The organism is Pseudomonas sp. CH61, from assembly GCF_059429415.1.
Map to the genome: position 1 here is coordinate 225,853 of NZ_CM182098.1, position 24,003 is coordinate 249,855.

Genomic DNA, 24,003 nt, shown 5'->3' on the forward strand with positions numbered 1-24,003 from the left:
GCCCGGTCGCTCGATGACCCTAGCCGAAAGCAGAATTTGAGTGGAGATGAGCATGAGTGCAGTTCAAAGCGTCGGCCCGCAGGCATTGCCGGCACTGCAGGAACAAGTCGAGCAGATCATCGCCGAAGCCAAGCGTCAGGGCGCCAGCGCCTGCGAAGTAGCCGTGTCGCTCGAGCAGGGTCTGTCGACCTCGGTGCGCCAGCGCGAAGTCGAAACGGTCGAATTCAACCGCGATCAGGGCTTTGGCATCACGCTGTATGTAGGTCAGCGCAAAGGCTCGGCCAGCACCTCGGCAACCGGCCCGGATGCGATTCGCGAGACCGTTGCTGCGGCACTGGCCATCGCCAAACATACCTCGGAAGACGAAGCTTCGGGCCTGGCTGACGCTGCGCTGATGGCCCGCGAGCAACAGGATTTCGATCTGTTCCATGAATGGGACATCACTCCGGAGCAAGCTATCGAGAAGGCTCTGCTCTGTGAGGCGGCAGCATTCGACGCCGATGCGCGGATCAAGAACGCCGATGGCACCACCCTCAGCACCCATCAGGGCTGCCGCGTTTACGGCAACAGCCACGGTTTTATCGGTGGATATGCCTCGACTCGGCACAGCCTGAGTTGCGTGATGATCGCCGAGGCTGATGGCCAGATGCAGCGTGATTACTGGTATGACGTGAGCCGTCAGGGAGAACTGCTGGCCGATCCGGTGAGCATCGGTCAGCGTGCTGCGCAACGGGCGGCAAGCCGTCTCGGCGCGCGTCCGGTGCCGACCTGCGAGGTGCCGGTGCTGTTTTCCGCAGAGCTGGCGGGGGGGCTGTTTGGCAGTTTCCTTTCGGCGGTGTCTGGCGGCAGTCTGTATCGTAAATCGTCGTTTCTTGAAGGCACTCTGGGGCAAAAGCTGTTCCCGGAATGGCTGACCATCGATGAGCGTCCGCATCTGATGCGCGCTATGGGCAGTGCTTCGTACGACGGTGATGGTCTGGCGACGTATGCCAAACCTTTCGTCGAAAAAGGCGAGTTGGTGTCGTACATCCTCGGCACTTACTCCGGACGCAAACTGGGTATGCCGAGCACCGCTAACGCGGGTGGCGTGCACAACCTGTTCGTCACCCACGGCGACGAAGACCAGGCGGCGCTGTTGAAGCGCATGGGTCGCGGGTTGCTGGTCACCGAACTGATGGGCCATGGCTTGAACATGGTCACCGGCGATTATTCGCGTGGTGCAGCAGGTTTCTGGGTCGAGAACGGTGAAATCCAGTTTGCGGTGCAGGAAGTGACCATCGCCGGCAACATGCGCGACATGTTCAAGCAGATCGTAGCGGTGGGTAATGACCTGGAGCTGCGCAGCAACATTCGCACAGGTTCGGTGTTGATCGAACGGATGACCGTCGCGGGCAGCTAAACCCCAGCCGTCCTACACAAAAGGCGCGCCACCTGATCGGGTGGCGCGCCTTTTTTATTGGCTCCACACAAAACCAATGTGGGAGCGAGCCTGCTCGCGAAAGCGATTTTACTGCCGACCGCCAGGGTGACTGACACGACGCCTTCGCGAGCAGGCTCGCTCCCACCCTGAAATCTGCATCGTTCGGTGCTCTTGTTTTGGTTCTCATTATCATCTAATAATAAATCTCATTATCGGATGAGCCCCGGATCATGAGTTCTGCCTTGCACGAGCAGCCGTACCTCGAAAGCTGGCGCTGGATGAGTCGCCAGATCCGTTGCGCGATGGATCCCGACGAGCCGCGCCTGATCGAACACTATCTGGCCGAAGGCCGGTATCTGGCCTGTTGTACGGCAACGTCTCCCTGGACCATCGCTGAAACCTCCTTCCGTTTGCTGCTCGACACGGCCACCGACATCGCCTTGCCGTGGCACTGGCGCAGCTTCTGTCTCGATCAAGCCTGGCGCCCGCTGCGTGAAATGGAGCGCCTGTCCCTGTGCAAATGCCGGCTCAACCGCTGGCAACGCTACACCTGGCAGCTCGCCACTTGCGAACTGCTTCCCTCGATTCCTCTCATTGAATTAGTCCAAGGATTTACCGATGAGTAGGGTCTGCCATCAGTTATTTCCTATGCCGCGCCGCGCCTGCTGTTGCGCAGGGCAAGGCGCGAGGAGTGAGGTTTGGTCGTTCCAAATAAGCTCCGAGCAACGCAGCCCTGCGCAACAGCAGGCGCGGCCCTCCGGGTTGTGTCTGAAAGCGGGCCAGACTGCGTTGCAGTCCTTGGCAAGGGAAAAACCATTACCAGCGGACTGCGCCTTGCCTGGCCCGCTTTCATACACAACGCGACATAGGAAATAACTGATGGCAGACCCTCAGACACGTATTGAGCGCGACAGCATGGGCGAACTGCAGGTGCCGGTGGACGCTCTCTACGGCGCGCAAACCCAGCGCGCGGTGGATAACTTCCCGATCAGCGGCAAACCGATGCCGACGCAATTCATCCGCGCGCTGATCCTCGCCAAAGCCGCCGCAGCCCGCGCCAACGTCGAACTCAGCCAGATCACTGCCGCGCAGGGCAAAGCCATCAGCGACGCCGCGCAAGGTTTGCTCGAAGGCGATTTCATGCAGCATTTCCCGGTGGACATCTTCCAGACCGGCTCCGGCACAAGTTCCAACATGAACGCCAACGAAGTGATCGCCACCCTCGCCAGTCGCCTGCTCGGTGAGCCGGTCAACGCCAACGATCACGTCAACTGTGGCCAAAGCAGCAACGACATCATCCCGTCCACCATCCACGTCAGCGCTGCGCTGGCCCTGCACGAACAATTGCTGCCGGCGCTGTTGCATCTGGTGCAAGTAATAGAGCACAAAGCCGAGCAGGTACATCACCACGTCAAAACCGGCCGCACGCATTTGATGGACGCGATGCCAGTGCGCATGAGCCAGGTACTCAATGGCTGGGCGCAGCAGCTCAAGGCCAACATCGGCCACCTGCAGGATTTGCTGCCGAGTCTGCAATCGCTGGCGCAGGGCGGTACGGCGGTGGGCACCGGGATCAACGCGCATCCTGAGTTCGCCGCACGTTTCAGCCGTCAGTTGAGCCAGTTGACCGACGTGCAATTCACCCCGGGCAAGGATCTGTTCGCGCTGATCGGCTCGCAAGACACCGCCGTCGCCGTCTCTGGCCAGCTTAAAGCCACGGCCGTGTCGCTGATGAAAATCGCCAACGACCTGCGCTGGATGAACTCCGGCCCGCTCGCTGGCCTCGGCGAAATCGAACTGGAGGCCTTGCAACCGGGCTCGTCGATCATGCCCGGCAAGGTCAATCCGGTGATTCCGGAAGCCACCGCCATGGTCGCCGCGCAAGTCATCGGTAACGATTCGGTGATCACCATTGCCGGCCAGTCGGGCAACTTCGAACTCAACGTGATGCTGCCGATCATCGCGCAAAACCTGTTGAGCAGCATCGAACTGCTGGCCAACTCCAGCCGCCTGCTCGGCGACAAAGCCATCGCCAGCTTCAAGGTCAACGAGTCGCGCTTGAAAGAGGCGTTGTCGCGCAACCCGATTCTGGTCACCGCGCTCAACCCGATTATCGGTTACCAGAAAGCCGCCGAAATCGCCAAGCAGGCCTACAAGGAAGGTCGCGCGGTGATCGACGTCGCCCTCGAGCATACCGACCTGTCGCGCAGCCAGCTGGAAGAGTTGCTCAATCCCGAGAAACTCACCGCCGGCGGCGTGTAAAACCTGCAACCGCTTTGGAGGCTCACCATGGAGCACTGGAAACGCACGATCGAACGGGCCAATCGCTGCTTCATGCTCGGCGAATTGATCGACGCCCGTGAGGCTTACCTGCAAGCCCTGGCCCTGGCGCAAGTGTTATTCGAACGCTGGGCGGATGCCGACGAAGCGGTGGCGGCCTGCGTCATTTCTCACCACAACCTGGCGGATCTGCACTTGCGCCTGAACCAGCCGGAGGAGAGCGCCGAATACCTCTGCGCGATCCATCAACGACTGTTGCAGACCATGCAGGACGAACGTCAGCGCCTGGCCTTGCGTGAAGCAGCGCTGCGCCAGAGCAGCAAGACCTACGTCGAGCTGCTGAATTTCATCAGTGAACACGGCGAATACCCGCGCACCCAGCGCCTGCTGCACCCGGATACCGGCAATGCGCGCCGCGCGCCTGCCCCACATCACCATGGAGTCCATTGAAATGGCTTTTACCTTGCCTGCCTTGCCTTACGCCTACGACGCCCTCGAACCGCATATCGATGCGCAAACCATGGAGATTCACTACACCAAGCATCACCAGACCTACATCAACAACCTCAACGCGGCGGTAGACGGCACTGAATACGCTGAGTGGCCGGTAGAAAAACTGGTCGCCAGCGTTAAGGATCTGCCGGAAAAACTCCGTGCGGCAGTGATCAATCAGGGCGGCGGTCACGCCAACCATTCGCTGTTCTGGGAAGTGATGGTGCCCAACGGCGGCGGTAAACCGGATGGCGCGTTGGCCAAGGCGATTGATGAGCAACTGGGTGGTCTCGACAGTTTCAAGGAAGCGTTCACCAAAGCCGCGCTGACCCGCTTCGGCAGCGGCTGGGCCTGGCTCAGCGTGACCCCGGAGAAAAAACTGATCGTGGAAAGCAGCGGCAATCAGGACAGCCCGTTGATGAATGGCAACACGCCGATCCTCGGTCTCGACGTCTGGGAGCACGCCTATTACCTGCGCTATCAGAACCGTCGCCCGGAATACATCAATGCGTTCTACAACGTGATCAATTGGCCTGAAGTGGCTGCGCGCTATCAGGCCGCACTGGTTTAAGTCTTCTATAAAAACAATCCAAGGCTGACTATGGGCACTGAAACACTGGCGATCGGAAGTGGGCGTATGTTTCGTTACGCAGTGGGATCGCTGTTGCTGTTGGCGGGCATGACCTTGCTGGTCGCTCACGGCCTGGAATGGCTGAATCTCGAGCCGAGGCTGTCGCGGGCGTTGCAGGGCGGCGCGATCTGCGCCCTCGGCACGGCGCTTGGCGCGGTGCCGGTGCTGGTGATTCGGCGCATGCCGCAGGCACTCAGCGATACCTTGCTGGGTTTTGGCGCCGGGGTGATGCTGGCGGCGACGGCGTTTTCGCTGATCGTGCCGGGTATCGCTGCCGCCGAAAGCCTGGGTCTGACTCCGTGGGGCGCCAGTGGCTTGATCTGCTTCGGCATCATGCTCGGGGCGTTCGGGCTGTATCTGGTCGATCGCAGGGTTTCCGGCGCTTCCCCGGAAATGCTCGTCGGCACCGTCGAGCATCCGGTGATTCCGCCACGGATCTGGCTGTTCGTGTTCGCCATCATTGCCCATAACATCCCGGAAGGCATGGCCGTCGGCGTCTCCGCTGGCGGCGGCATGCCGGACGCGGACAGTCTGGCCATGGGCATTGCCCTGCAGGATGTGCCGGAAGGTCTGGTGATTGCGCTGGTATTGGCCGGGGCAGGAATGTCGCGGGTCAAGGCGTTCCTGATCGGCGCGGCGTCAGGTCTGGTCGAACCGGTGTTTGCGTTGCTGTGTGCGTGGCTGGTCGGTCTGGCGCAGGTGCTGCTGCCATTAGGTCTGGCACTGGCGGCGGGGGCAATGTTGCTGGTGGTGACCCACGAGGTCATCCCGGAATCACGACGCCATGGTCATGACAAACTGGCCAGCCTTGGCCTGTTGATCGGGTTTTGTCTGATGATGGTGATGGATACGGCGTTGGGCTGAAGCAGATCAAAAGATCGCAGCCTTCGGCAGTTCCTACAGGGAACGCATTCCAATGCAGGAGCTGCCGAAGGCTGCGATCTTTTGATTTTGGCTGTCAGCCACCTTCGTCGAAATAGTTGTTGATCAGCGCCACCAGCGCATCCAGCGCTTCCTGTTCCTGATGCCCTTCAGTACTCAGATAGATTCTGGTGCCCTTGCCAGCTGCCAGCATCATCATTGCCATGATGCTTTTACCGTCAACCGTGGTCTCTGGCGTGCGGCCTACTCTGATCGTGCAATCCGGATACTGCCCGGCCACCCCGACAAACTTGGCCGATGCGCGGGCATGCAGGCCCAGCTTGTTGATGATTTCGATTTCCAGAGCAGGCATCGCGGTGTGAATCCTTTAAGTGAGGTCGCGGTGGCGAACCTGGACGTTCTTCAGGGTTTTCTGCAGGGCCTGACCCAGGCGTTCGGTCAGGTAGACGGAGCGATGGTGTCCGCCGGTGCAGCCAATGGCAATGGTGACGTAGGCACGGTTGCTCGCGGCAAAGCGCGGTAACCATTTGTGCAGGTAGGTGACGATGTCCTGAAACATTTCTTCGACCTCCGGCTGCGCCGCGAGGTACTCGGCCACCGGCGCATCGAGACCCGATTGCGCACGCAGTTCCGGCTTCCAGTACGGATTGGGCAGGCAGCGCACGTCGAACACCAGATCTGCATCCACCGGCATGCCGCGCTTGAAGCCAAATGACTCGACCAGAAACGCGGTGCCCGGCTCTGGCTGATTCAGCAGGCGCAGCTTGATGGAGTCGCGCAGCTGATACAGGTTCAGATTGGTGGTGTTGATCTTCAGGTCGGCGAGGTCGGCGATCGGGCCGAGCAGGGCGGTTTCATCCTGGATCGCTTCGGCCAGCGAGCGATTGGCGTTGCTCAGCGGGTGGCGACGGCGGGTTTCGGAGAAACGCTTGAGCAAGGTTTCTTCGTCGGCGTCCAGATACAGGACATCGCACTGGATGTGCTTGGCCCGGACGTCTTCGAGCAGCTCGGGAAAGCGCGTCAGATGACTCGGCAGGTTACGCGCATCGATCGACACGGCCACCAGCGGTTGCGCCAGCTCAGTATGAATCAGCGCACGTTCGGCGAGTTCCGGCAGCAAGCCTGCGGGCAGGTTGTCGATGCAGTAATAGCCGTTGTCCTCAAGGACATCCAGAGCCGTACTTTTACCCGAGCCGGAACGGCCGCTGACGATGATCAAACGCATGATTAATGCCCGTTCTGCTCGCTCAGGACGACCTGATACAAGGCTTCGCTACTCGGTGCGCTACGCAGCTGTTCGCGCACTTCCTTACGATCCAGCATGCTGGCGATCTGACGTAGCAACTCCAGATGCGCATCGGTGGCGGCTTCCGGGACCAGCAAAACAAACAGCAGGTCAACCGGAGCGCCGTCAATGGCGTCGAAATCGATCGGAGCGTCAAGGTGCATCAGCGCGCTGATCGGCGCTTGGCAACCCTTGAGGCGGCAATGGGGGATGGCGATGCCGTTACCAAAACCGGTGGAACCGAGTTTTTCACGGGCAATCAACGCCTCGAAGACATCCTGCATGGCCAGATCCGGCACTTCGCGGGCGATCAGGTTGGCAATTTGTTCGAGGGCTTTCTTTTTACTGCCGCCCGGCACGTTCACAAGGGAACGGCCGGGGGTCAGGATACTTTCAAGTCGGATCATGGAATGGGGGGTTATCGACCTGTCGCGCCCTGGAGGAGGCTTTGGGTCTTTTCCTTATGCTTTTTGAGTTGGCGATCCAGCTTGTCGGTCAGCAGGTCAATGGCGGCATACATGTCGTCATGCTCGGCATTGGCAACCACTTCTCCGCCGGGAATATGCAAGGTGGCTTCGATTTTCTGCTTCAGCTTTTCGACGCACATCGTGACTTGCACGTTGGTGATCTTGTCGAAATGGCGCTCTAATCGGTCGAGTTTTTCGTTGATGTAGTCGCGCAGAGGTTCGGTCACTTCCAGTTGGTGTCCACTGATGTTGACTTGCATACAGCTTCTCCTTCGTTGCCAGTGCATAAAGCGGCAGGCTGGATAGCCTGCCACTGGAACGCTGTAACGTGGCTTACATCAACCGCTTGCGTTCGCTCGAAGGCGCGATCCCGAGGGATTCGCGGTACTTGGCGACGGTGCGGCGAGCCACCTGAATGCCTTGTGCCTCCAGTAAACCAGCGATCTTGCTGTCACTCAACGGCTTTTTCTGATTTTCCGCAGCAACCAGTTTTTTGATGATCGCGCGGATCGCCGTGGACGAGCATTCGCCGCCTTCGGAGGTGCTGACGTGGCTGGAGAAAAAGTATTTCAGCTCATAAATACCGCGCGGGGTATGCATGAATTTCTGCGTGGTCACCCGTGAAATCGTCGATTCGTGCATGCCGACCGCTTCAGCGATGTCATGCAGGACCAACGGCTTCATCGCTTCGTCGCCGTACTCCAGAAAACCGCGCTGATGCTCGACGATCTGGGTGGCAACTTTCATCAGGGTTTCGTTGCGGCTCTGCAGGCTCTTGATGAACCAGCGAGCTTCCTGCAACTGGTTGCGCATGAAGGTGTTGTCGGCACTGGTGTCGGCGCGGCGGACGAAACCAGCGTACTGGGCGTTGACGCGCAGGCGTGGCACCGATTCCTGATTGAGTTCGACCAGCCAGCGTTCGTTGTCCTTGCGCACGATCACGTCGGGCACGACGTATTCGGCTTCGGTTGACTCGATCTGCGAACCCGGGCGCGGATTAAGGCTTTGCACCAGCTCGATGACCTGACGCAGTTCGTCTTCCTTGAGCTTCATGCGCCGCATCAACTGGCTGTAGTCGCGGCTGCCAAGCAGGTCGATGTAATCGCTGACCAGACGTTTCGCTTCAGCCAGCCAAGGTGTCTTGGCCGACAACTGGCGCAATTGCAGCAGCAGGCATTCGCCGAGATTGCGCGCGCCGATGCCGGCCGGTTCGAACTGCTGGATGCGGTGCAGGACGGCTTCGATTTCGTCCAGTTCGATGTCCAGTTCCGGGTCGAACGCCTCAAGGATCTCTTCGAGGGTTTCGTCCAGGTAGCCCTGATTGTTGATGCAATCGATCAGGGTCACGGCGATCAGGCGATCGGTGTCGGACATCGGTGCAAGGTTCAGTTGCCATAGCAGGTGGCTTTGCAGGCTCTCGCCGGCGGACGTGCGTGTGGTGAAATCCCACTCGTCATCGTCGCTGCTGGGCAGGCTGCTGGCGCTGGTCTGGTAGACGTCTTCCCAGGCCGTGTCGACCGGAAGCTCGTTGGGGATGCGCTCGTTCCATTCGCCGTCCTCGAGGTTGTCCACCGTCGGCGCGGTTTCCTGATAGGAGGGTTCCTGGATTTCGGTGGGCTTCTGTTCGGCGTTGTCGGCCATGGGGTCGGAATTGTCGAAGTCGTCGCCTTCTTCCTGGCGTTCGAGCATCGGATTGGATTCCAGCGCCTCCTGGATTTCCTGTTGCAGATCCAGGGTCGACAATTGGAGCAGGCGGATGGCCTGTTGCAGCTGCGGTGTCATCGTCAGCTGCTGGCCCATTCTCAAGACTAGCGATGGTTTCATGGCAGGGGCTTAACACCTTATTCGCCGGCGCTATGCGCCATCCACTACAGGGCGCCGGAGCGCCAAACTTAAGCAAATTATATGCCTGAAACTGAAGTGTTTGCCTAGAGCGCTGTAACAATTAAAGCGTATTAAATCCTGCTTGAATCGATACAGCGCCCGGGCGGCGCACCGGGCACTGTTGCGCTTACAGGCGGAACTCGTGGCCCAGATACACTTCCTTGACCAGATCGTTGGCCAGGATGGTTTCTGCATCGCCCTCGGCAATCAACTGACCATCGTTGACGATGTAAGCGGTTTCGCAGATATCCAGCGTCTCACGAACGTTGTGGTCGGTGATCAGCACACCGATGCCTTTGGCCTTGAGGTGGTGGATGATCTGCTTGATGTCGCCGACCGAGATCGGGTCGACACCGGCAAACGGTTCGTCGAGCAGGATGAATTTCGGTGCCGTTGCCAGCGCGCGAGCGATTTCCACCCGGCGGCGTTCACCACCGGACAGGCTCATGCCGAGGTTGTCGCGGATGTGGCTGATGTGGAATTCCTGCAGCAGGCTTTCCAGCTCTTTGCGGCGACCGGCCTTGTCGAGTTCCTGACGGGTCTCGAGGATGGCCATGATGTTGTCGGCCACCGACAGTTTGCGGAAGATCGACGCTTCTTGCGGCAGATAGCCGATGCCAGCCTTTGCACGGCCGTGCATTGGCTGGTGGCTGACGTCCAGATCATCGATCAGTACGCGGCCCTGATCGGCCTGTACCAAGCCGACGATCATGTAGAAGCAGGTGGTCTTGCCGGCACCGTTCGGGCCGAGCAGGCCGACGATCTGGCCGCTGTCGATCGACAGGCTGACATCACGCACGACCTGGCGGCTTTTATAGGCCTTGGCCAGGTGCTGAGCTTTCAGAGTTGCCATTACTGGGTTTTCTCGTCGGTTTTCTTCTTCGGCTGGATCACCATGTCGATGCGCGGACGCGACTCGGTAACCTTGCTGCCGGTAGCGCGACCGGCGCTGGCCAGTTTCTTCACGGTGTCATAGACGATTTTCTCGCCTTGCGTCGTGTTGTTGTCCTTGTCGACAACCTTGGCCTTGTCGATCAGCACGACGCGATTCTGCGCAGCATGGTACTGGATCGTCACGCCCCAGCCCTGAACCGGCTTGGTGTCGCCAGCGGTCTGCAGTTGTTCGAAGTAGGCAAGGTTGCCCACCGAAGTCACCACGTCGATATCGCCGGCCGGGGTGCGGGTGATGGTCACGGTATTACCGGTCACCTTCATCGAGCCTTGGGTGATGATCACGTCGCCCTTGTAGGTGGCGATGCCGTTCTTGTCATCCAGTTGGGCGTCGTCGGCCTGAATGCGGATAGGTTGCTGCTGATCGTTCGGCAGAGCCCAGGCGCTCACGCTTCCCAGTGCTGCGCCCAGACTGAGCAAAATAGGGAGGGTTTTAACGAGCCTCATACTGTCCTCTTACGTTCGATAGCAGGTGTATCCTGCTTTCCTTCAGGTACGCTTTCATTCCAACGCCGGTCGATACACCGCCAGCGCCGTCGATTCTAACGGGTTGCTCGGTCTGCGCATATTCCTGCTGCGGGAACACGGTCATGCGGGTGCTGGTGATCAGGGTGCCGCGGTTTTTCTCATCGGTGCGCTGCACGCGTACCGAATCGATCAGTTCGACTTCGGTGCCGCCTGAGTTCACTTCACCGCGCTCACTGGTCACGTGCCACGGAAAATCCGTTCCGCGATACATGTTCAGGTCCGGTTTGGTCACGAGCGTGACGTCGGTTGCCTTCACGTGCTCGGCTTTTTCGGACGTCATTTCATACTGCACCTTGCCATCCGGCAGGTATTGCAGGGTATGCGTGTTGGTTGCATACCAGTCGATAGGTGTCTCGATCGACGTAACCGGCGGTTTGTCGAGAAAGCGTTCTGGGCTGATGTTCCAGTAGCCCACTGCGGCGAATATCGCCGCGATGCAGCCGAACAGCAGGAAGTTGCGAAATTTTTTGCTGAACATGGTTTGGCTCACAGGTACGCGGCGTGGGCCGCATCGAGGCGGCCCTGGGCGCGCAGGATCAATTCGCAGAATTCGCGGGCGGCGCCTTCGCCACCACGGGCGCGGGTGACGCCATGGGCGTGTTCGCGGACGAAATCGGCAGCGTTGGCAACCGCCATGCCCAGGCCAACACGGCGGATCACCGGCAGGTCGGGCAGGTCGTCACCGAGATAGGCGACCTCTTCATAGCTTAGGCCCAGTTGCTCAAGCAGGCCGTCGAGAACGACCAATTTGTCTTCGCGGCCCTGAAACAGGTGGGGAATGCCCAGGTTTTTCGCTCGACGTTCGACCACCGGGGTCTTGCGGCCGCTGATGATAGCGGTCTGCACGCCGGCGTTCATCAGCATTTTGATGCCTTGACCGTCGAGGGTGTTGAAGGTCTTGAATTCGCCGCCGTCTTCAAGGAAGTACAGGCGACCGTCAGTGAGGACGCCATCGACGTCGAAAACTGCCAGTTTGATCGCTTTGCCGCGTTGCAGCAGATCTTTGCTCATTACATGACTCCTGCGCGCAGCAGATCGGAGAGGTTGAAGGCGCCGACCGGGCGGTCTTCCTCGTCTACGACTACCAATGCATTGATTCGGTGATCTTCCATGATTTTCAGGGCTTCGGCGGCCAGCATTTCCGGGCGGGCAGTCTTGCCGTGGGCCGTCATCACCTGGTCGATAGTTGCGGTGCGAATGTCGATGCTGCGATCCAGCGTGCGGCGCAAGTCGCCGTCGGTGAAGATCCCAGCCAGTTTTCCGTCCGTTTCAAGGATGACGGTCATGCCCAGACCTTTACGGGTCATTTCCATCAATGCGTCCTTGAGCAGTGTGCCGCGTTGTACTTGCGGCAATTCCTGTCCGGCGTGCATGACGTTTTCCACTTTCAGCAGCAGGCGGCGGCCCAAGGCTCCGCCCGGGTGCGAGAACGCGAAGTCTTCAGCAGTGAAACCGCGTGCTTCCAGCAGCGCGACGGCCAGCGCATCGCCCATGACCAGTGCTGCGGTCGTCGACGAGGTCGGGGCCAGGTTCAGCGGGCAGGCTTCATGCTCGACGTGAACGTTGAGATTGACCTCGGCCGCCTTGGCCAGTGGCGATTGCGGGTTGCCGGTGACGCTGATGAGCTGGATGCCCAGACGCTTGATCAGCGGCAGCAGGGTAACGATTTCATTGGTCGAGCCGGAGTTCGACAGGGCCAGGATCACGTCGTCGCGGGTGATCATGCCCATGTCGCCATGGCTGGCCTCGGCCGGGTGTACGAAAAATGCCGGGGTGCCGGTGCTGGCCAGGGTCGCGGCAATCTTGTTGCCGATGTGCCCGGATTTGCCCATGCCGACCACGACTACACGGCCTTTACTGGCCAGAATCATCTCGCAAGCGCGTACGAAATCGGCGTCGATATGGGGCAACAAGCCTTGTACGGCTTCCACTTCGAGTTGGATGGTGCGTTGTGCCGATTGAATCAGGTCGCTGGATTGGCTCATGTCAGAAATCGTATAGCCCGATGAAAAGGCGGCGATTATAGCGGTTATGTGGCAAAGCCTCACGCAAGTTCGTCGTGCTTTGTCATTACTCGTTACCAAAACCCGGTAAAAGAGCCTGCGGACCTGTCATATCGCCGAACTCAGGCTGGTACAAGCCTTGGGCGCGTAGCCTTTGCAGTGATATAGTTCGCCGCCAGTTCGGCCTGCCCGGGATGTACGTACTTTTTAAGTAAAGACAGGCGTCCGAGTGAGAGGCTGCATCGCAAGGAGTTTAGATGAGTGCCGATAACGCCTACGCGGTCGAGCTGAAGGGAGTTTCCTTCAAGCGCGGTGCGCGCAGCATTTTCAATAACGTCGATATTCGCATCCCGCGCGGCAAGGTCACCGGCATCATGGGGCCTTCCGGGTGTGGCAAGACCACGCTGCTGCGATTGATGGGCGCACAATTGCGCCCTGCCAGCGGCGAAGTCTGGGTCAACGGCCAGAACCTGCCTGTGCTTTCGCGCAGCGATCTGTTCGATGCGCGAAAGCACATGGGTGTGCTGTTTCAAAGCGGCGCGCTGTTCACCGATCTCGATGTATTCGAGAACGTGGCTTTCCCCCTGCGTGTTCATACCGATCTGCCGGAAGAAATGATCCGCGACATCGTCCTGCTCAAACTGCAGGCGGTCGGTCTGCGCGGTGCCATCGAGCTGATGCCGGACGAGCTGTCCGGTGGCATGAAACGCCGCGTCGCACTGGCGCGGGCGATTGCGCTCGATCCGCAGATCCTCATGTACGACGAACCGTTCGTCGGGCAGGACCCGATCGCCATGGGCGTGCTGGTCCGATTGATCCGTCTGCTCAACGATGCGCTGGGGATTACCAGTATCGTGGTGTCCCACGATCTGGCTGAAACCGCGAGCATCGCCGACTACATCTATGTTGTCGGTGATGGTCAGGTGCTGGGGCAGGGTACGCCGGACGAGTTGATGAGCTCGGACGAGCCGCGTATCCGTCAGTTCATGACCGGCGATCCCGATGGCCCGGTGCCGTACCATTTTCCAGCGACGGATTACCGCGCAGATCTTCTGGGGAAGCGCTGATGCGCAGAATTTCATTAATAGAACGCGTGCGCCGGTTCGGCGAGGCGGCGATCGACGCCGTCGCGGTGTTCGGTCGTGCGACGCTGTTCCTGTTTCATGCCTTGCTGGGGCGTGGCGGGATCAGCGGAGGTTTCAGTCTGCTGGTCAAGCAGCTGCATTCAGTCGGCGTCATGTCGCTGGTGATCATCGTCGTTTCCGGGATCTTCATCGGCATGGTGCTGGCGCTGCAGGGCTTCAGCATTCTGTCGAGCTACGGTTCGGAGCAGGCGGTGGGGCAGATGGTTGCACTGACCCTGTTGCGTGAACTCGGTCCGGTGGTGACGGCATTGTTGTTTGCCGGTCGTGCCGGTTCGGCGCTGACCGCCGAGATCGGCAACATGAAATCCACCGAACAGCTTTCCAGTCTGGAAATGATCGGCGTCGATCCGCTCAAGTACATCATTGCCCCGCGCCTGTGGGCCGGTTTCATTTCCCTGCCAGTGCTGGCGATGATTTTCAGCGTGGTCGGGATTTGGGGCGGTTCGTGGGTGGCCGTCGACTGGCTGGGTGTGTATGAAGGCTCTTACTGGGCGAACATGCAGAACAGCGTGAATTTCACCAGTGACGTGCTCAATGGCGTAATCAAAAGTATCGTTTTCGCCTTTGTCGTGACCTGGATCGCCGTATTCCAAGGCTATGACTGTGAGCCCACTTCCGAGGGCATCAGTCGCGCCACCACCAAGACCGTGGTATTTGCCTCGCTGGCAGTGCTCGGCCTGGACTTTATTCTGACTGCTTTGATGTTTGGAGATTTCTGATGCAAAACCGCACCCTGGAAATCGGTGTCGGCCTGTTCCTGCTGGCAGGGATCCTGGCTTTGTTGCTGCTTGCTTTGCGGGTCAGTGGTCTGTCTCCGACGTCGACCACCGACACCTATAAACTGTATGCCTATTTCGACAATATCGCCGGTTTGACGGTCAGAGCCAAAGTGACCATGGCCGGCGTGACCATCGGCAAGGTCACGGCGATCGATCTGGATCGCGACAGCTTCACCGGTCGGGTCACCCTGCAAGTGGATAAAAAGGTCGACAACCTGCCGACTGACTCCACAGCGTCTATCCTGACCGCTGGTCTGCTGGGCGAGAAGTACATCGGTATCAGCGTCGGCGGGGAAGACAAACCGCTGAAGGATGGTGGAACCATTCACGACACCCAGTCGTCACTGGTACTGGAAGACCTGATCGGTAAATTCCTGCTCAATACCGTTAGCAAAGACGCCAAATGAGGAGCTTTTGAATGATTTCTACCTTGCGACGTGGCCTGTTGGTGTTGCTCGCGGCATTGCCACTGATGGCTAACGCTGCGCCTGGGCAATCCGCGCATGAACTGGTGCAGGACACGACCACCCGGTTGCTGGCCGACCTGGCTGCCAACAAAGAGAAATACAAGCAGGATCCGACGGATTTCTACGCGGCGCTCAACAGCATCGTCGGGCCAGTGGTGGACGCCGAAGGCATTTCCAAGAGCATCATGACGGTCAAGTATTCGCGCAAGGCCACGCCGGCGCAGATGCAGACCTTCCAGGAAAACTTCAAGAAAGGCCTGTTCCAGTTCTACGGCAATGCCTTGCTCGAGTACAACAACCAGGGGATTACCGTTGACCCTGCCAAGGACGAATCGGGTGACCGCACCAGCGTCAACATGACCGTCAAGGGCAGCAGCGGCGCAATCTATCCTGTGCAGTACACACTGGAGAAGATCAACGGCGAGTGGAAACTGCGCAACGTGATCATCAATGGCATCAACATCGGCAAGCTGTTCCGTGATCAGTTCGCCGACGCGATGCAGCGCAATGGCAACGACCTGGACAAGACCATCAATGGTTGGGCCGGTGAAGTGGCCAAGGCCAAGGAAGCCACCGAAAAGAACCCCGCGCAATGAATGAGGCCGCAGTTCGTATGAGTGATGTCGACGAGCTTCTGCTCAGCGGAGTGCTGGACTATCGCACCGGTGCCGACCTGCGCAAGCAAGGCCAGGCGCTGATCAAGTCCAGCAAGGCTGCTTCGCTGGTGATCGATTGCTCGGCGGTGAAGAAGTCCAGCAGCGTCGGTTTGTCGTTGCTGCTGTGCTTCATGCGCGATGCGAATGCGGCCGGAAAGGCTGTCAGCATCCGTGCGATGCCCGAAGACATGCGCGAAATCGCTCAGGTCAGTGAGCTGACCGAACTTTTGGCGCACCCCTGAAACAGCATCTATAAAGAAGCCCCCCGTCAGAGTCCTGCCATGCGGGGTTCGCAGGCGCGGGGCTTTTTTGTATGATGTCCGACCCGTGCGCACAGGGCGCCGATTGAGGTTGAGCATGCAGGCCGTAGAAGTGAAGAGCTTCCTTGAAGGAAAGCTGCCCGGAACGTTGGTAGAAGTTGAGGGCGAAGGCTGCAATTTCCAGCTGAACGTGATTAGCGATGAACTGGCGGCGTTGAGCCCGGTGAAGCGTCAGCAGCAGGTCTATGCCCATTTGAACCCATGGATTACCGATGGCAGCATCCATGCGGTCACTATGAAATTTTTCAGCAGCGCGGCCTGGGCCGAGCGCACCTGAGCCTTAGGGCGTCGAGATTCTTATGGATAAATTGATTATTACCGGTGGCGCTCGTCTTGATGGCGAGATCCGCATTTCCGGCGCAAAAAACTCCGCCCTGCCGATCCTGGCTGCCACCCTGCTGTGCGATGGCCCGGTGACCGTTGGCAACCTGCCGCACCTGCACGACATCACCACCATGATCGAGCTGTTCGGTCGCATGGGCATTGAGCCGGTGATCGACGAGAAACTCAGCGTCGAAATCGACCCGCGCACCATCAAGACCCTGATCGCCCCGTACGAACTGGTGAAAACCATGCGTGCGTCGATCCTGGTACTGGGCCCGATGGTTGCCCGTTTCGGTGAGGCCGAAGTGGCACTGCCTGGCGGTTGCGCCATCGGTTCGCGTCCGGTTGACCTGCACATCCGTGGTCTCGAAGCCATGGGCGCGGTGATCGACGTCGAAGGCGGCTACATCAAGGCCAAGGCGCCGGAAGGCGGCCTGCGCGGTGCGCACTTCTTCTTCGATACCGTCAGCGTGACCGGTACCGAGAACATCATGATGGCCGCTGCTCTGGCCAAGGGCCGCAGCGTGTTGCAGAACGCCGCTCGCGAACCTGAAGTGGTCGACCTGGCGAACTTCCTCAACGCCATGGGCGCCAAGGTTTCCGGTGCTGGCACCGACACCATCACCATCGATGGCGTTGAGCGTCTGGGTTCGGCTTTCTACAAAGTCATGCCTGACCGCATCGAGACCGGCACCTACCTGGTCGCCGCAGCCGTGACCGGTGGTCGCGTCAAGGTCAAGGACACCGATCCGACCATCCTTGAAGCCGTTCTGGAAAAGCTCCGTGAAGCCGGCGCAGAAATCACCTGTGGTGAAGACTGGATCGAGCTGAACATGCATGGCAAGCGTCCGAAAGCAGTCAACGTGCGCACCGCGCCGTACCCTGCATTCCCGACTGACATGCAAGCGCAGTTCATCTCGCTCAACGCCATTGCCGAAGGCACCGGTGCGGTGATCGAGACGATCTTCGAAAACCGTTTCATGCACGTGTACGAACTGCACCGCATGGGCGCCAAGATCCAGGTCGAAGGCAATACTGCCATCGTCACCGGTACTGAAGTCCTCAAAGGCGCGCCAGTAATGGCCACCGACCTGCGGGCTTCGGCCAGTCTGGTGATCTCGGCGCTGGTTGCCGAAGGCGACACGCTGATCGACCGCATCTACCACATCGACCGTGGTTACGAGTGCATCGAAGAAAAACTGCAGATGCTGGGCGCCAAGATCCGTCGCGTTCCGGGCTGATTGCTGCATTGGGACACAGGGACGTGTCCACTGATTTTAAGAGTCGAGCCGGTTTCCGGCTCGATGTGTGTCCGGCGCCGATTGCGACCGGACATGAGTACCTTGATAAGGACTGACGTTTCCCATGTTGACCATCGCACTGTCCAAGGGCCGCATCCTTGACGACACCCTGCCGCTTCTCGCCGAAGCGGGCATCGTGCCGACCGAGAATCCGGACAAGAGCCGCAAGCTGATCATTCCCACGACGCAGGACGACGTTCGTCTGCTGATCGTGCGTGCCACCGATGTGCCGACTTACGTTGAGCATGGCGCGGCTGACCTCGGCGTTGCCGGTAAAGACGTGTTGATGGAATACACCGGCCAGGGCCTGTACGAGCCACTGGATCTGCAAATCGCCCAGTGCAAGCTGATGACCGCCGGCAAGATCGGTGCGCCTGAGCCCAAGGGCCGTCTGCGCGTGGCGACCAAGTTCGTCAACGTTGCCAAGCGTTATTACGCCGAGCAGGGCCGTCAGGTCGATATCATCAAGCTGTACGGCTCGATGGAGCTGGCACCGCTGATCGGTCTGGCCGACAAGATCATCGACGTGGTCGACACCGGCAACACCCTGCGCGCCAACGGCCTGGAACCTCAGGAACTGATCGCCACGATCAGCTCGCGCCTGGTCGTCAATAAAGCTTCGATGAAAATGCAACACGCCCGAATCCAGGCGTTGATCGATACCCTGCGCAACGCAGTGGAATCGCGACACCGCGGCTGATTTACCTGCGCGCCGTTAAGTCGCGCCCGTCTATCCGCCTCATAGCCAGAATCTCAGGTGCCCAAGCGGAAACGACTGCTAAGTTAGGGCGCCTGAGTTTTTGCCATTCCTATGAGGCTCTCGCTATGACCGCAACGACTGCAATTCGCCGACTCAACGCTGCTGACCCGGATTTCGCGCATCATCTGGATCATCTGCTGAGCTGGGAAAGTGTGTCTGACGACTCGGTCAATCAGCGGGTGCTGGACATCATCAAGGCTGTGCGCGAACGTGGTGATGCGGCGCTGGTCGAGTTCACCCAGAAATTCGACGGCCTCGAAGTCGCTTCGATGGCCGACCTGATCCTGCCGCGCGAGCGTCTGGAACTGGCCCTGACCCGCATCACCGTTGCGCAGCGCGAAGCATTGGAAAAAGCCGCCGCTCGCGTGCGCAGCTACCACGAAAAACAGAAACAGGATTCCTGGAGCTACACCGAAGCCGACGGCACTGTGCTGGGCCAGAAGGTCACGCCGCTGGATCGCGCCGGTCTGTATGTGCCGGGCGGCAAGGCGTCTTACCCATCCTCTGTATTGATGAACGCGATTCCGGCCAAGGTCGCCGGCGTGACCGAAGTGGTCATGGTCGTGCCGACCCCGCGCGGTGAAATCAACGAACTGGTGCTGGCGGCTGCCTGCATCGCTGGCGTCGACCGGGTGTTCACCATCGGTGGCGCTCAGGCTGTTGCTGCTTTGGCCTACGGCACCGAAAGCGTGCCGAAAGTCGACAAAGTCGTTGGCCCGGGCAACATCTATGTCGCCACCGCCAAGCGTCATGTGTTCGGTCAGGTCGGCATCGACATGATCGCCGGCCCTTCGGAAATCCTCGTGGTGTGCGACGGCCAGACCGATCCGGACTGGATCGCCATGGACCTGTTCTCGCAAGCCGAGCACGACGAAGATGCGCAGGCGATTCTGGTCAGCCCGGACGCCGAGTTCCTCGACAAGGTCGCCGCGAGCATCGACAAACTGCTGCCGACCATGGACCGCGCGACGATCATCGAAACCTCGATCAATGGCCGTGGTGCGCTGATTCACGTACGCGACATGGCGCAAGCCATCGAAGTCGCCAACCGTATCGCCCCGGAACACCTGGAGCTGTCGGTCGCTGATCCACAGGCCTGGCTGCCGCAGATCCGCCACGCCGGCGCGATCTTCATGGGCCGTCACACCTCCGAAGCGCTGGGCGACTACTGCGCAGGCCCGAACCACGTACTGCCGACGTCCGGCACTGCGAGGTTCTCTTCGCCGCTGGGCGTGTACGACTTCCAGAAGCGTTCGTCGATCATCTTCTGCTCCGAAGCCGGCGCTTCCGAGCTGGGCAAGACTGCATCGGTGCTGGCCCGTGGCGAATCGCTGAGTGCGCACGCGCGCAGTGCCGAATACCGCATCAAAGACGAAGACTTTCTACAAGGGCAGGGGAACTGAGCGATGAGTAAATTCTGGAGCCCGTTCGTCAAGGATCTGGTGCCGTACGTGCCGGGCGAACAGCCGAAGCTGACCAAACTGGTCAAGCTCAACACCAACGAAAACCCGTACGGCCCATCGCCAAAAGCCTTGGCGGCGATGCAGGTCGAGCTTAACGATAACCTGCGTCTGTACCCGGACCCGAACAGTGACCTGCTGAAAACTGCCGTCGCCCAGTATTACGGCGTGCGGAGCAATCAGGTGTTCCTCGGCAACGGTTCGGATGAAGTGCTCGCGCACATTTTCCATGGCTTGCTGCAACACGATCAGCCACTGCTGTTCCCGGACATCAGCTACAGCTTCTATCCGGTTTACTGCGGTTTGTACGGCATCAAATACGATGCGGTGCCGCTGGACGCGCAGTTCCAGATCAACCCGGCGGACTATGCCAAGCCGAATGGCGGGATCATTTTCCCTAACCCGAACGCGCCAACCGGTTGCCTGCTGGCACTGGACGCGGTCGAGCAAATCCTCAAGGCCAGCGCGGATTCGGTGGTGGTCGTAGACGAGGCCTATATCGACTTCGGCGGCGAAACCGCAATCAGTCTGGTGGACCGTTACCCCAACCTGTTGGTGACGCAAACCCTGTCCAAGTCGCGTTCGCTGGCTGGTTTGCGCGTGGGTTTCGCGGTCGGACATCCGGATCTGATCGAGGCGCTGGAGCGGATCAAGAACAGCTTCAACTCTTATCCGCTGGATCGTCTGGCGATTGTCGGGGCGGCAGCGGCGTTTGAAGATCGCGAGCATTTCGACAAGACCTGCCGACTGGTGATCGAGAGCCGTGAGTGGGTGATTGCGCAATTGCAGGTCAAGGGGTTTGAAGTGTTGCCGTCGGCGGCGAACTTCATTTTCGCCCGGCACCCGCAGCATGACGCGGCGGGACTGGCGGCCAAACTGCGCGAGCAGGGTGTGATCGTGCGGCACTTCAAGCAGGAGCGGATTGCGCAGTTCCTGCGGATTTCGATTGGTACGCCGGAGCAGAATCGGGCGCTGATCGACGGCCTCGGCAACCTCTGAATCACCGCTGCACCCTGTAGGAGTGAGCCTGCTCGCGATGCGTTTCAGCATTCAACATGTGAGTTGAATGACACACCGCAATCGCGAGCAGGCTCACTCCTACAGGGGATTTGTGGTGATTATTCGTGATGTGGTTCGCCAAGAAAGGTCAGTGAGCTGAACAAGCCGCGACTGTTCACATCAGCACTGTCCTTGACCGGCACCTCAACCTGCGCCGCAATCACGTTCAACCCTTCATTTCGCACCAGCACCTGCGCGCGGCCATCCTTGTCGGTCTCGGTGCTCAGGGTGTTCGGCGCACTGCGATAGTCGCCAATCAACTTCACCCCAGCCGCCGGTTTACCATCGAGCAACACCCGAACTGGCAATGACTTGCCCGGCCCAACCGTCAGCGGATCAACCTCCGGCAGAATCAGCAACTTGATCTGATCCAGCTTCGGCAACTTCGCCCCCGGCTGATAAATCGCCAGGCTGTATTTGAATGTCTCGGTGGCCTCAATGGCGCCAGGGACTTTGCTGCGACCTTGGTTGATCCACTTCTTGTCAGCCGTTTGCGACCACATGCCGTTGTTCAGCGCCACGGCCATCACCGCAGGCGACTTCAGCGGCTTCAAACGTGCATGATCCGCCAGGCGCTCGACGCTGACCGGGATCATTTTCCCGCTCGCGTCATAAGCCCACGCGCCGCTGATCTTCTGCGCCTTGAACGCATTGTCCTCAGCGCCATGACCGTAGACCACTTCGATATTGCCGCGCCGTTGCTCAGTCCACAGGCCATGGGCCGAGACCTGACCGGCGAACAGCGCGGCGATGAGTACAAGGGATTTGCCGTATTGCATGGTGACGTCCTTTTACAGGTTGAGAGTCAGGCTGACGGTGAAATTGCGCGGCTCACCGGGGTTGACCCAGTAGTTGCTGTAGGAGCGCTCGTAATACTTTTCGTCGAAGAGGTTGTTCAGGTTCAGGCCGACGGTGACGTTGTCGCTGGCCTTGTAATGCGCGAGCAGGTCGACGGTGTGATAGGCCGGCAGTTCGAAGTCGCTGCCGGATTCTCCCGAGCGATCGCCGACATAAGTGAACGCCGCGCCAACGTCCGAGCCACGCAAATGGCCATCCTGAAACTCATAAACCCCGAGCAGGCTACCGCTGCGTTTGGCCACGCCGAGGATGCGGCTACCGGTGGGAATTGCCGCGTCGCCCTGGGTCACCTCGGCATCGATGTAAGCGAAGGCGCCGATCAGCCGCACTGCGTCAGTCACTTGTCCGGTGATTTGCAGATCGAAACCACGACTGCGTGCCTTGCCCATCGCCCGGCTGGTGTCGCTGGCCGGATCGAGGGCGAGGACGTTTTCCTTGTCGATGTGGAAGAAGGCGAGGGTGCTGCTCAGGCGCTCGTCGAATAGCTCGTTCTTGATCCCGACTTCGTAGCCGACGCCTTCTTCCGGGTCGAAGGATTTGCCGGAGGCGTCGAGGCCATTGTTTGGTTTGAACGAGGTCGAGGCATTGGCGAAGAGGCCGGTATCCGGCGTCAGTTGATAGAGCAGGCCGACGCGTTGGGTGAGGGCATCGTGACGTTGGTTGCTGGTGGCGTTGCGGCTGTGGTCGTCAATGTGCTGATCGAAGTGCTCGAAGCGCGCACCGATCATCCCGCGCAGTTTGTCGGTGAAGACGATTTGATCCTGCAGGTTCAGTGCATGACTTTCGACGTTTTCGAAAAAGTCGCTGCCCGAGCGGGCGCCGTTGGGTTTGGGCTGACCGTAGATCGGCTTGTAGATGTCGATGGCGTAAGGGCCGCCGGCAATCGTGGTGACGCGCTCGTTCTTGCGGAAGTTTTCGTACTCGGTGCCGATCAGCAGTTCGTGCTGCCAAGGGCCGAGGTCGAACAGACCGCGCAGTTCCAGTTGGGTGATGCTGTCATGCCAGTTGGTATCGCGCTCGCGATAGCGGCGGTTGACGGTGTGGCCATCGGCGTTCAACGGGCGGGATTCGGAAGCGTCGCCCCAGAGTTTGCCTTCCTTGTAATGACTGGCCAGACGCAGCTTCCAGCTGTCGTTGAGGTGATGTTCGAGCGTCGCCTGAAGCAGATTGTTGTGGTTATCGATGTTGCCGTCGTTGGGTTCGCCGAGGAAGGTCGAGCGCGACACGCCGCTCCATTTGTTGTTCGGTGCGACGATGCCGCGATCGAAGGTGGAGCTGTGACGGACGATTTCGCTTTCCACCAACAGCGACGTGTCCGGGTTCAATTGCCAACTGATCGAAGGCGCGACGAATACGCGCTGGCTGTCGACATGATCGCGAAAACTGTTGTTGTCTTCGACCGCAAGGTTGATCCGCGAGAGCACATCGCCCTGATCATCCAGCGGCGTGTTGACGTCCAGTGCGGTGCGATAACGATCCCAACTGCCGGCGCTGGTTTGCAGGGTAGTGAAGGCTTCGGGCTGCGGTTTCTTGGTGACGATGTTTACCGTGCCGCCGGGATCACCTCGGCCATACAGACTGGCGGCGGGGCCTTTGAGCACTTCAATGCGCTCGATGTTGGCCGCATCCGGTGTGCTCGGATAACCGCGATTGGCGCTGAAGCCATCCTTGTAGAACTCCGAAGTGGTGAAGCCGCGCACGCTGTATTCGTACAGCGTCAGGCCGCCGAAGTTGTTTTGCTTGGATACGCCACCGGCGAAATCCAGCGCGCGCTCGACACTGGTGCTGCCCAGATCCTTGAGCACGCTGGCGGGCACAACGCTGATCGCCTGCGGGATATCGCGGATCGCGGTGTCGGTCTTGGTTGCACTGGATGAACGTGTGGCGCGATAGCCCTTGACCGGGCCGGTCGGCGATTCGTAGTCGGAGATGACGCTGATGGCGTCGAGTTCGAGGGGTTTGGGCTCTTCGGCGAAGGCTGGATCGACCAGCAGACCAAGGCTCAGACCGAGCAGGGAAGCCTTTGTTCGAGACGACATGTTATGTTGTTC

28 protein-coding genes are annotated in these 24,003 nt (G+C 59.5%); 16 read left to right on the top strand and 12 right to left on the bottom strand.

The genetic code is table 11. The features are described from left to right. Positions 1–52: 52 nt before the first annotated feature. The 6 genes from pmbA to AC5SEM_RS00950 all read left to right on the top strand — a co-directional run bounded on the left by pmbA (position 53) and on the right by AC5SEM_RS00950 (position 5,687). Positions 53–1,399, top strand: a complete 1,347-nt coding sequence (pmbA, locus tag AC5SEM_RS00925; protein ID WP_038357527.1) for a metalloprotease PmbA — start codon at positions 53–55, stop codon at positions 1,397–1,399. A gap of 251 nt (positions 1,400–1,650) precedes the next feature. Next, positions 1,651–2,046 (top strand): FagA protein, encoded by a 396-nt coding sequence (locus AC5SEM_RS00930; protein ID WP_116029471.1) that lies wholly within the window; start codon positions 1,651–1,653, stop codon positions 2,044–2,046. A 253-nt stretch (positions 2,047–2,299) separates the two neighbouring features. Continuing rightward, complete coding sequence (locus AC5SEM_RS00935) at positions 2,300–3,682, top strand: class II fumarate hydratase (RefSeq protein WP_495471972.1); 1,383 nt, start codon at positions 2,300–2,302, stop codon at positions 3,680–3,682. A 27-nt stretch (positions 3,683–3,709) separates the two neighbouring features. After that, complete coding sequence (locus AC5SEM_RS00940; RefSeq protein WP_016984162.1) at positions 3,710–4,150, top strand: DUF2753 family protein; 441 nt, start codon at positions 3,710–3,712, stop codon at positions 4,148–4,150. A gap of 1 nt (position 4,151) precedes the next feature. Next, positions 4,152–4,763, top strand: a complete 612-nt coding sequence (locus AC5SEM_RS00945) for a superoxide dismutase (protein WP_495473435.1) — start codon at positions 4,152–4,154, stop codon at positions 4,761–4,763. A 30-nt stretch (positions 4,764–4,793) separates the two neighbouring features. Next, positions 4,794–5,687, top strand: a complete 894-nt coding sequence (locus AC5SEM_RS00950; RefSeq protein WP_077571127.1) for a ZIP family metal transporter — start codon at positions 4,794–4,796, stop codon at positions 5,685–5,687. Between the two features lie 94 nt (positions 5,688–5,781). On the opposite strand, the gene AC5SEM_RS00955 is transcribed toward AC5SEM_RS00950, so the two are convergent. The 10 genes from AC5SEM_RS00955 to AC5SEM_RS01000 form a co-directional block, all read right to left on the bottom strand. Then, the gene (locus AC5SEM_RS00955; protein WP_242205282.1) at positions 5,782–6,057 is read right to left on the bottom strand and encodes an HPr family phosphocarrier protein; all 276 of its coding nucleotides are present in this window, start codon (positions 6,055–6,057) and stop codon (positions 5,782–5,784) included. 15 nt (positions 6,058–6,072) lie between these two features. Then, entirely contained in the window at positions 6,073–6,930 is an 858-nt protein-coding gene (gene rapZ, locus AC5SEM_RS00960; protein ID WP_495471973.1) for an RNase adapter RapZ, read from the bottom strand. A gap of 2 nt (positions 6,931–6,932) precedes the next feature. Then, positions 6,933–7,397: a PTS IIA-like nitrogen regulatory protein PtsN gene (gene ptsN / locus AC5SEM_RS00965; protein WP_116029477.1), complete on the bottom strand. Its 465-nt coding sequence runs from the start codon at positions 7,395–7,397 to the stop codon at positions 6,933–6,935. 11 nt (positions 7,398–7,408) lie between these two features. Beyond that, positions 7,409–7,717 (bottom strand): ribosome hibernation-promoting factor, HPF/YfiA family, encoded by a 309-nt coding sequence (hpf, locus tag AC5SEM_RS00970; RefSeq protein ID WP_495471974.1) that lies wholly within the window; start codon positions 7,715–7,717, stop codon positions 7,409–7,411. Positions 7,718–7,790: 73 nt separating this feature from the next. Then, the gene (locus AC5SEM_RS00975) at positions 7,791–9,281 is read right to left on the bottom strand and encodes an RNA polymerase factor sigma-54 (protein ID WP_077571131.1); all 1,491 of its coding nucleotides are present in this window, start codon (positions 9,279–9,281) and stop codon (positions 7,791–7,793) included. A gap of 187 nt (positions 9,282–9,468) precedes the next feature. After that, on the bottom strand, positions 9,469–10,194 hold the full coding sequence (lptB, locus tag AC5SEM_RS00980; RefSeq protein ID WP_008085069.1) for an LPS export ABC transporter ATP-binding protein: 726 nt from the start codon (positions 10,192–10,194) through the stop codon (positions 9,469–9,471). After that, positions 10,194–10,739 (bottom strand): lipopolysaccharide transport periplasmic protein LptA, encoded by a 546-nt coding sequence (gene lptA, locus AC5SEM_RS00985; protein WP_116029478.1) that lies wholly within the window; start codon positions 10,737–10,739, stop codon positions 10,194–10,196. The genes lptB and lptA overlap by 1 nt, the downstream gene beginning before the upstream one ends. Beyond that, entirely contained in the window at positions 10,726–11,298 is a 573-nt protein-coding gene (gene lptC / locus AC5SEM_RS00990; RefSeq protein WP_495471975.1) for an LPS export ABC transporter periplasmic protein LptC, read from the bottom strand. The genes lptA and lptC overlap by 14 nt, the downstream gene beginning before the upstream one ends. An 8-nt stretch (positions 11,299–11,306) precedes the next feature. Beyond that, a complete protein-coding gene (locus AC5SEM_RS00995; protein WP_495471976.1) occupies positions 11,307–11,831 on the bottom strand; it encodes a KdsC family phosphatase in 525 nt (174 codons plus the stop codon). Continuing rightward, positions 11,831–12,805, bottom strand: a complete 975-nt coding sequence (locus tag AC5SEM_RS01000) for a KpsF/GutQ family sugar-phosphate isomerase (RefSeq protein WP_116029481.1) — start codon at positions 12,803–12,805, stop codon at positions 11,831–11,833. Before AC5SEM_RS01000 ends, AC5SEM_RS00995 begins: the two co-directional genes overlap by 1 nt. Before the next feature lie 275 nt (positions 12,806–13,080). On the opposite strand from AC5SEM_RS01000, the gene AC5SEM_RS01005 reads away from it, so the two are divergent. The 10 genes from AC5SEM_RS01005 (at position 13,081) to hisC (ending at position 21,034) form a co-directional block, all read left to right on the top strand. Beyond that, complete coding sequence (locus tag AC5SEM_RS01005; RefSeq protein ID WP_495471977.1) at positions 13,081–13,890, top strand: ATP-binding cassette domain-containing protein; 810 nt, start codon at positions 13,081–13,083, stop codon at positions 13,888–13,890. Beyond that, a complete protein-coding gene (mlaE, locus tag AC5SEM_RS01010) occupies positions 13,890–14,687 on the top strand; it encodes a lipid asymmetry maintenance ABC transporter permease subunit MlaE (RefSeq protein WP_007912402.1) in 798 nt (265 codons plus the stop codon). Before AC5SEM_RS01005 ends, mlaE begins: the two co-directional genes overlap by 1 nt. Continuing rightward, positions 14,687–15,154 (top strand): outer membrane lipid asymmetry maintenance protein MlaD, encoded by a 468-nt coding sequence (gene mlaD, locus AC5SEM_RS01015; RefSeq protein ID WP_007912400.1) that lies wholly within the window; start codon positions 14,687–14,689, stop codon positions 15,152–15,154. Before mlaE ends, mlaD begins: the two co-directional genes overlap by 1 nt. An 11-nt stretch (positions 15,155–15,165) precedes the next feature. Beyond that, a complete protein-coding gene (locus AC5SEM_RS01020; RefSeq protein ID WP_077571134.1) occupies positions 15,166–15,810 on the top strand; it encodes an MlaC/ttg2D family ABC transporter substrate-binding protein in 645 nt (214 codons plus the stop codon). Next, the gene (locus AC5SEM_RS01025; RefSeq protein ID WP_471895795.1) at positions 15,807–16,112 is read left to right on the top strand and encodes an STAS domain-containing protein; all 306 of its coding nucleotides are present in this window, start codon (positions 15,807–15,809) and stop codon (positions 16,110–16,112) included. Before AC5SEM_RS01020 ends, AC5SEM_RS01025 begins: the two co-directional genes overlap by 4 nt. A gap of 115 nt (positions 16,113–16,227) precedes the next feature. After that, positions 16,228–16,467, top strand: coding sequence for a BolA family protein (locus AC5SEM_RS01030; protein ID WP_008085051.1), 240 nt, complete (start codon positions 16,228–16,230; stop codon positions 16,465–16,467). A gap of 22 nt (positions 16,468–16,489) precedes the next feature. Beyond that, entirely contained in the window at positions 16,490–17,755 is a 1,266-nt protein-coding gene (murA, locus tag AC5SEM_RS01035; protein ID WP_007912385.1) for a UDP-N-acetylglucosamine 1-carboxyvinyltransferase, read from the top strand. A gap of 124 nt (positions 17,756–17,879) precedes the next feature. Continuing rightward, complete coding sequence (gene hisG, locus AC5SEM_RS01040) at positions 17,880–18,515, top strand: ATP phosphoribosyltransferase (RefSeq protein WP_007912384.1); 636 nt, start codon at positions 17,880–17,882, stop codon at positions 18,513–18,515. A gap of 125 nt (positions 18,516–18,640) precedes the next feature. After that, entirely contained in the window at positions 18,641–19,978 is a 1,338-nt protein-coding gene (gene hisD / locus AC5SEM_RS01045) for a histidinol dehydrogenase (protein ID WP_116029483.1), read from the top strand. A 3-nt stretch (positions 19,979–19,981) separates the two neighbouring features. Beyond that, entirely contained in the window at positions 19,982–21,034 is a 1,053-nt protein-coding gene (gene hisC, locus AC5SEM_RS01050; protein WP_495471978.1) for a histidinol-phosphate transaminase, read from the top strand. A 119-nt stretch (positions 21,035–21,153) separates the two neighbouring features. On the opposite strand, the gene AC5SEM_RS01055 is transcribed toward hisC, so the two are convergent. Together AC5SEM_RS01055 and AC5SEM_RS01060 are read right to left on the bottom strand one after the other, a co-directional pair. After that, positions 21,154–21,873: a DUF4198 domain-containing protein gene (locus tag AC5SEM_RS01055; protein ID WP_495471979.1), complete on the bottom strand. Its 720-nt coding sequence runs from the start codon at positions 21,871–21,873 to the stop codon at positions 21,154–21,156. Between the two features lie 12 nt (positions 21,874–21,885). Next, complete coding sequence (locus AC5SEM_RS01060) at positions 21,886–23,991, bottom strand: TonB-dependent siderophore receptor (RefSeq protein WP_495471980.1); 2,106 nt, start codon at positions 23,989–23,991, stop codon at positions 21,886–21,888. Positions 23,992–24,003: the final 12 nt, after the last annotated feature.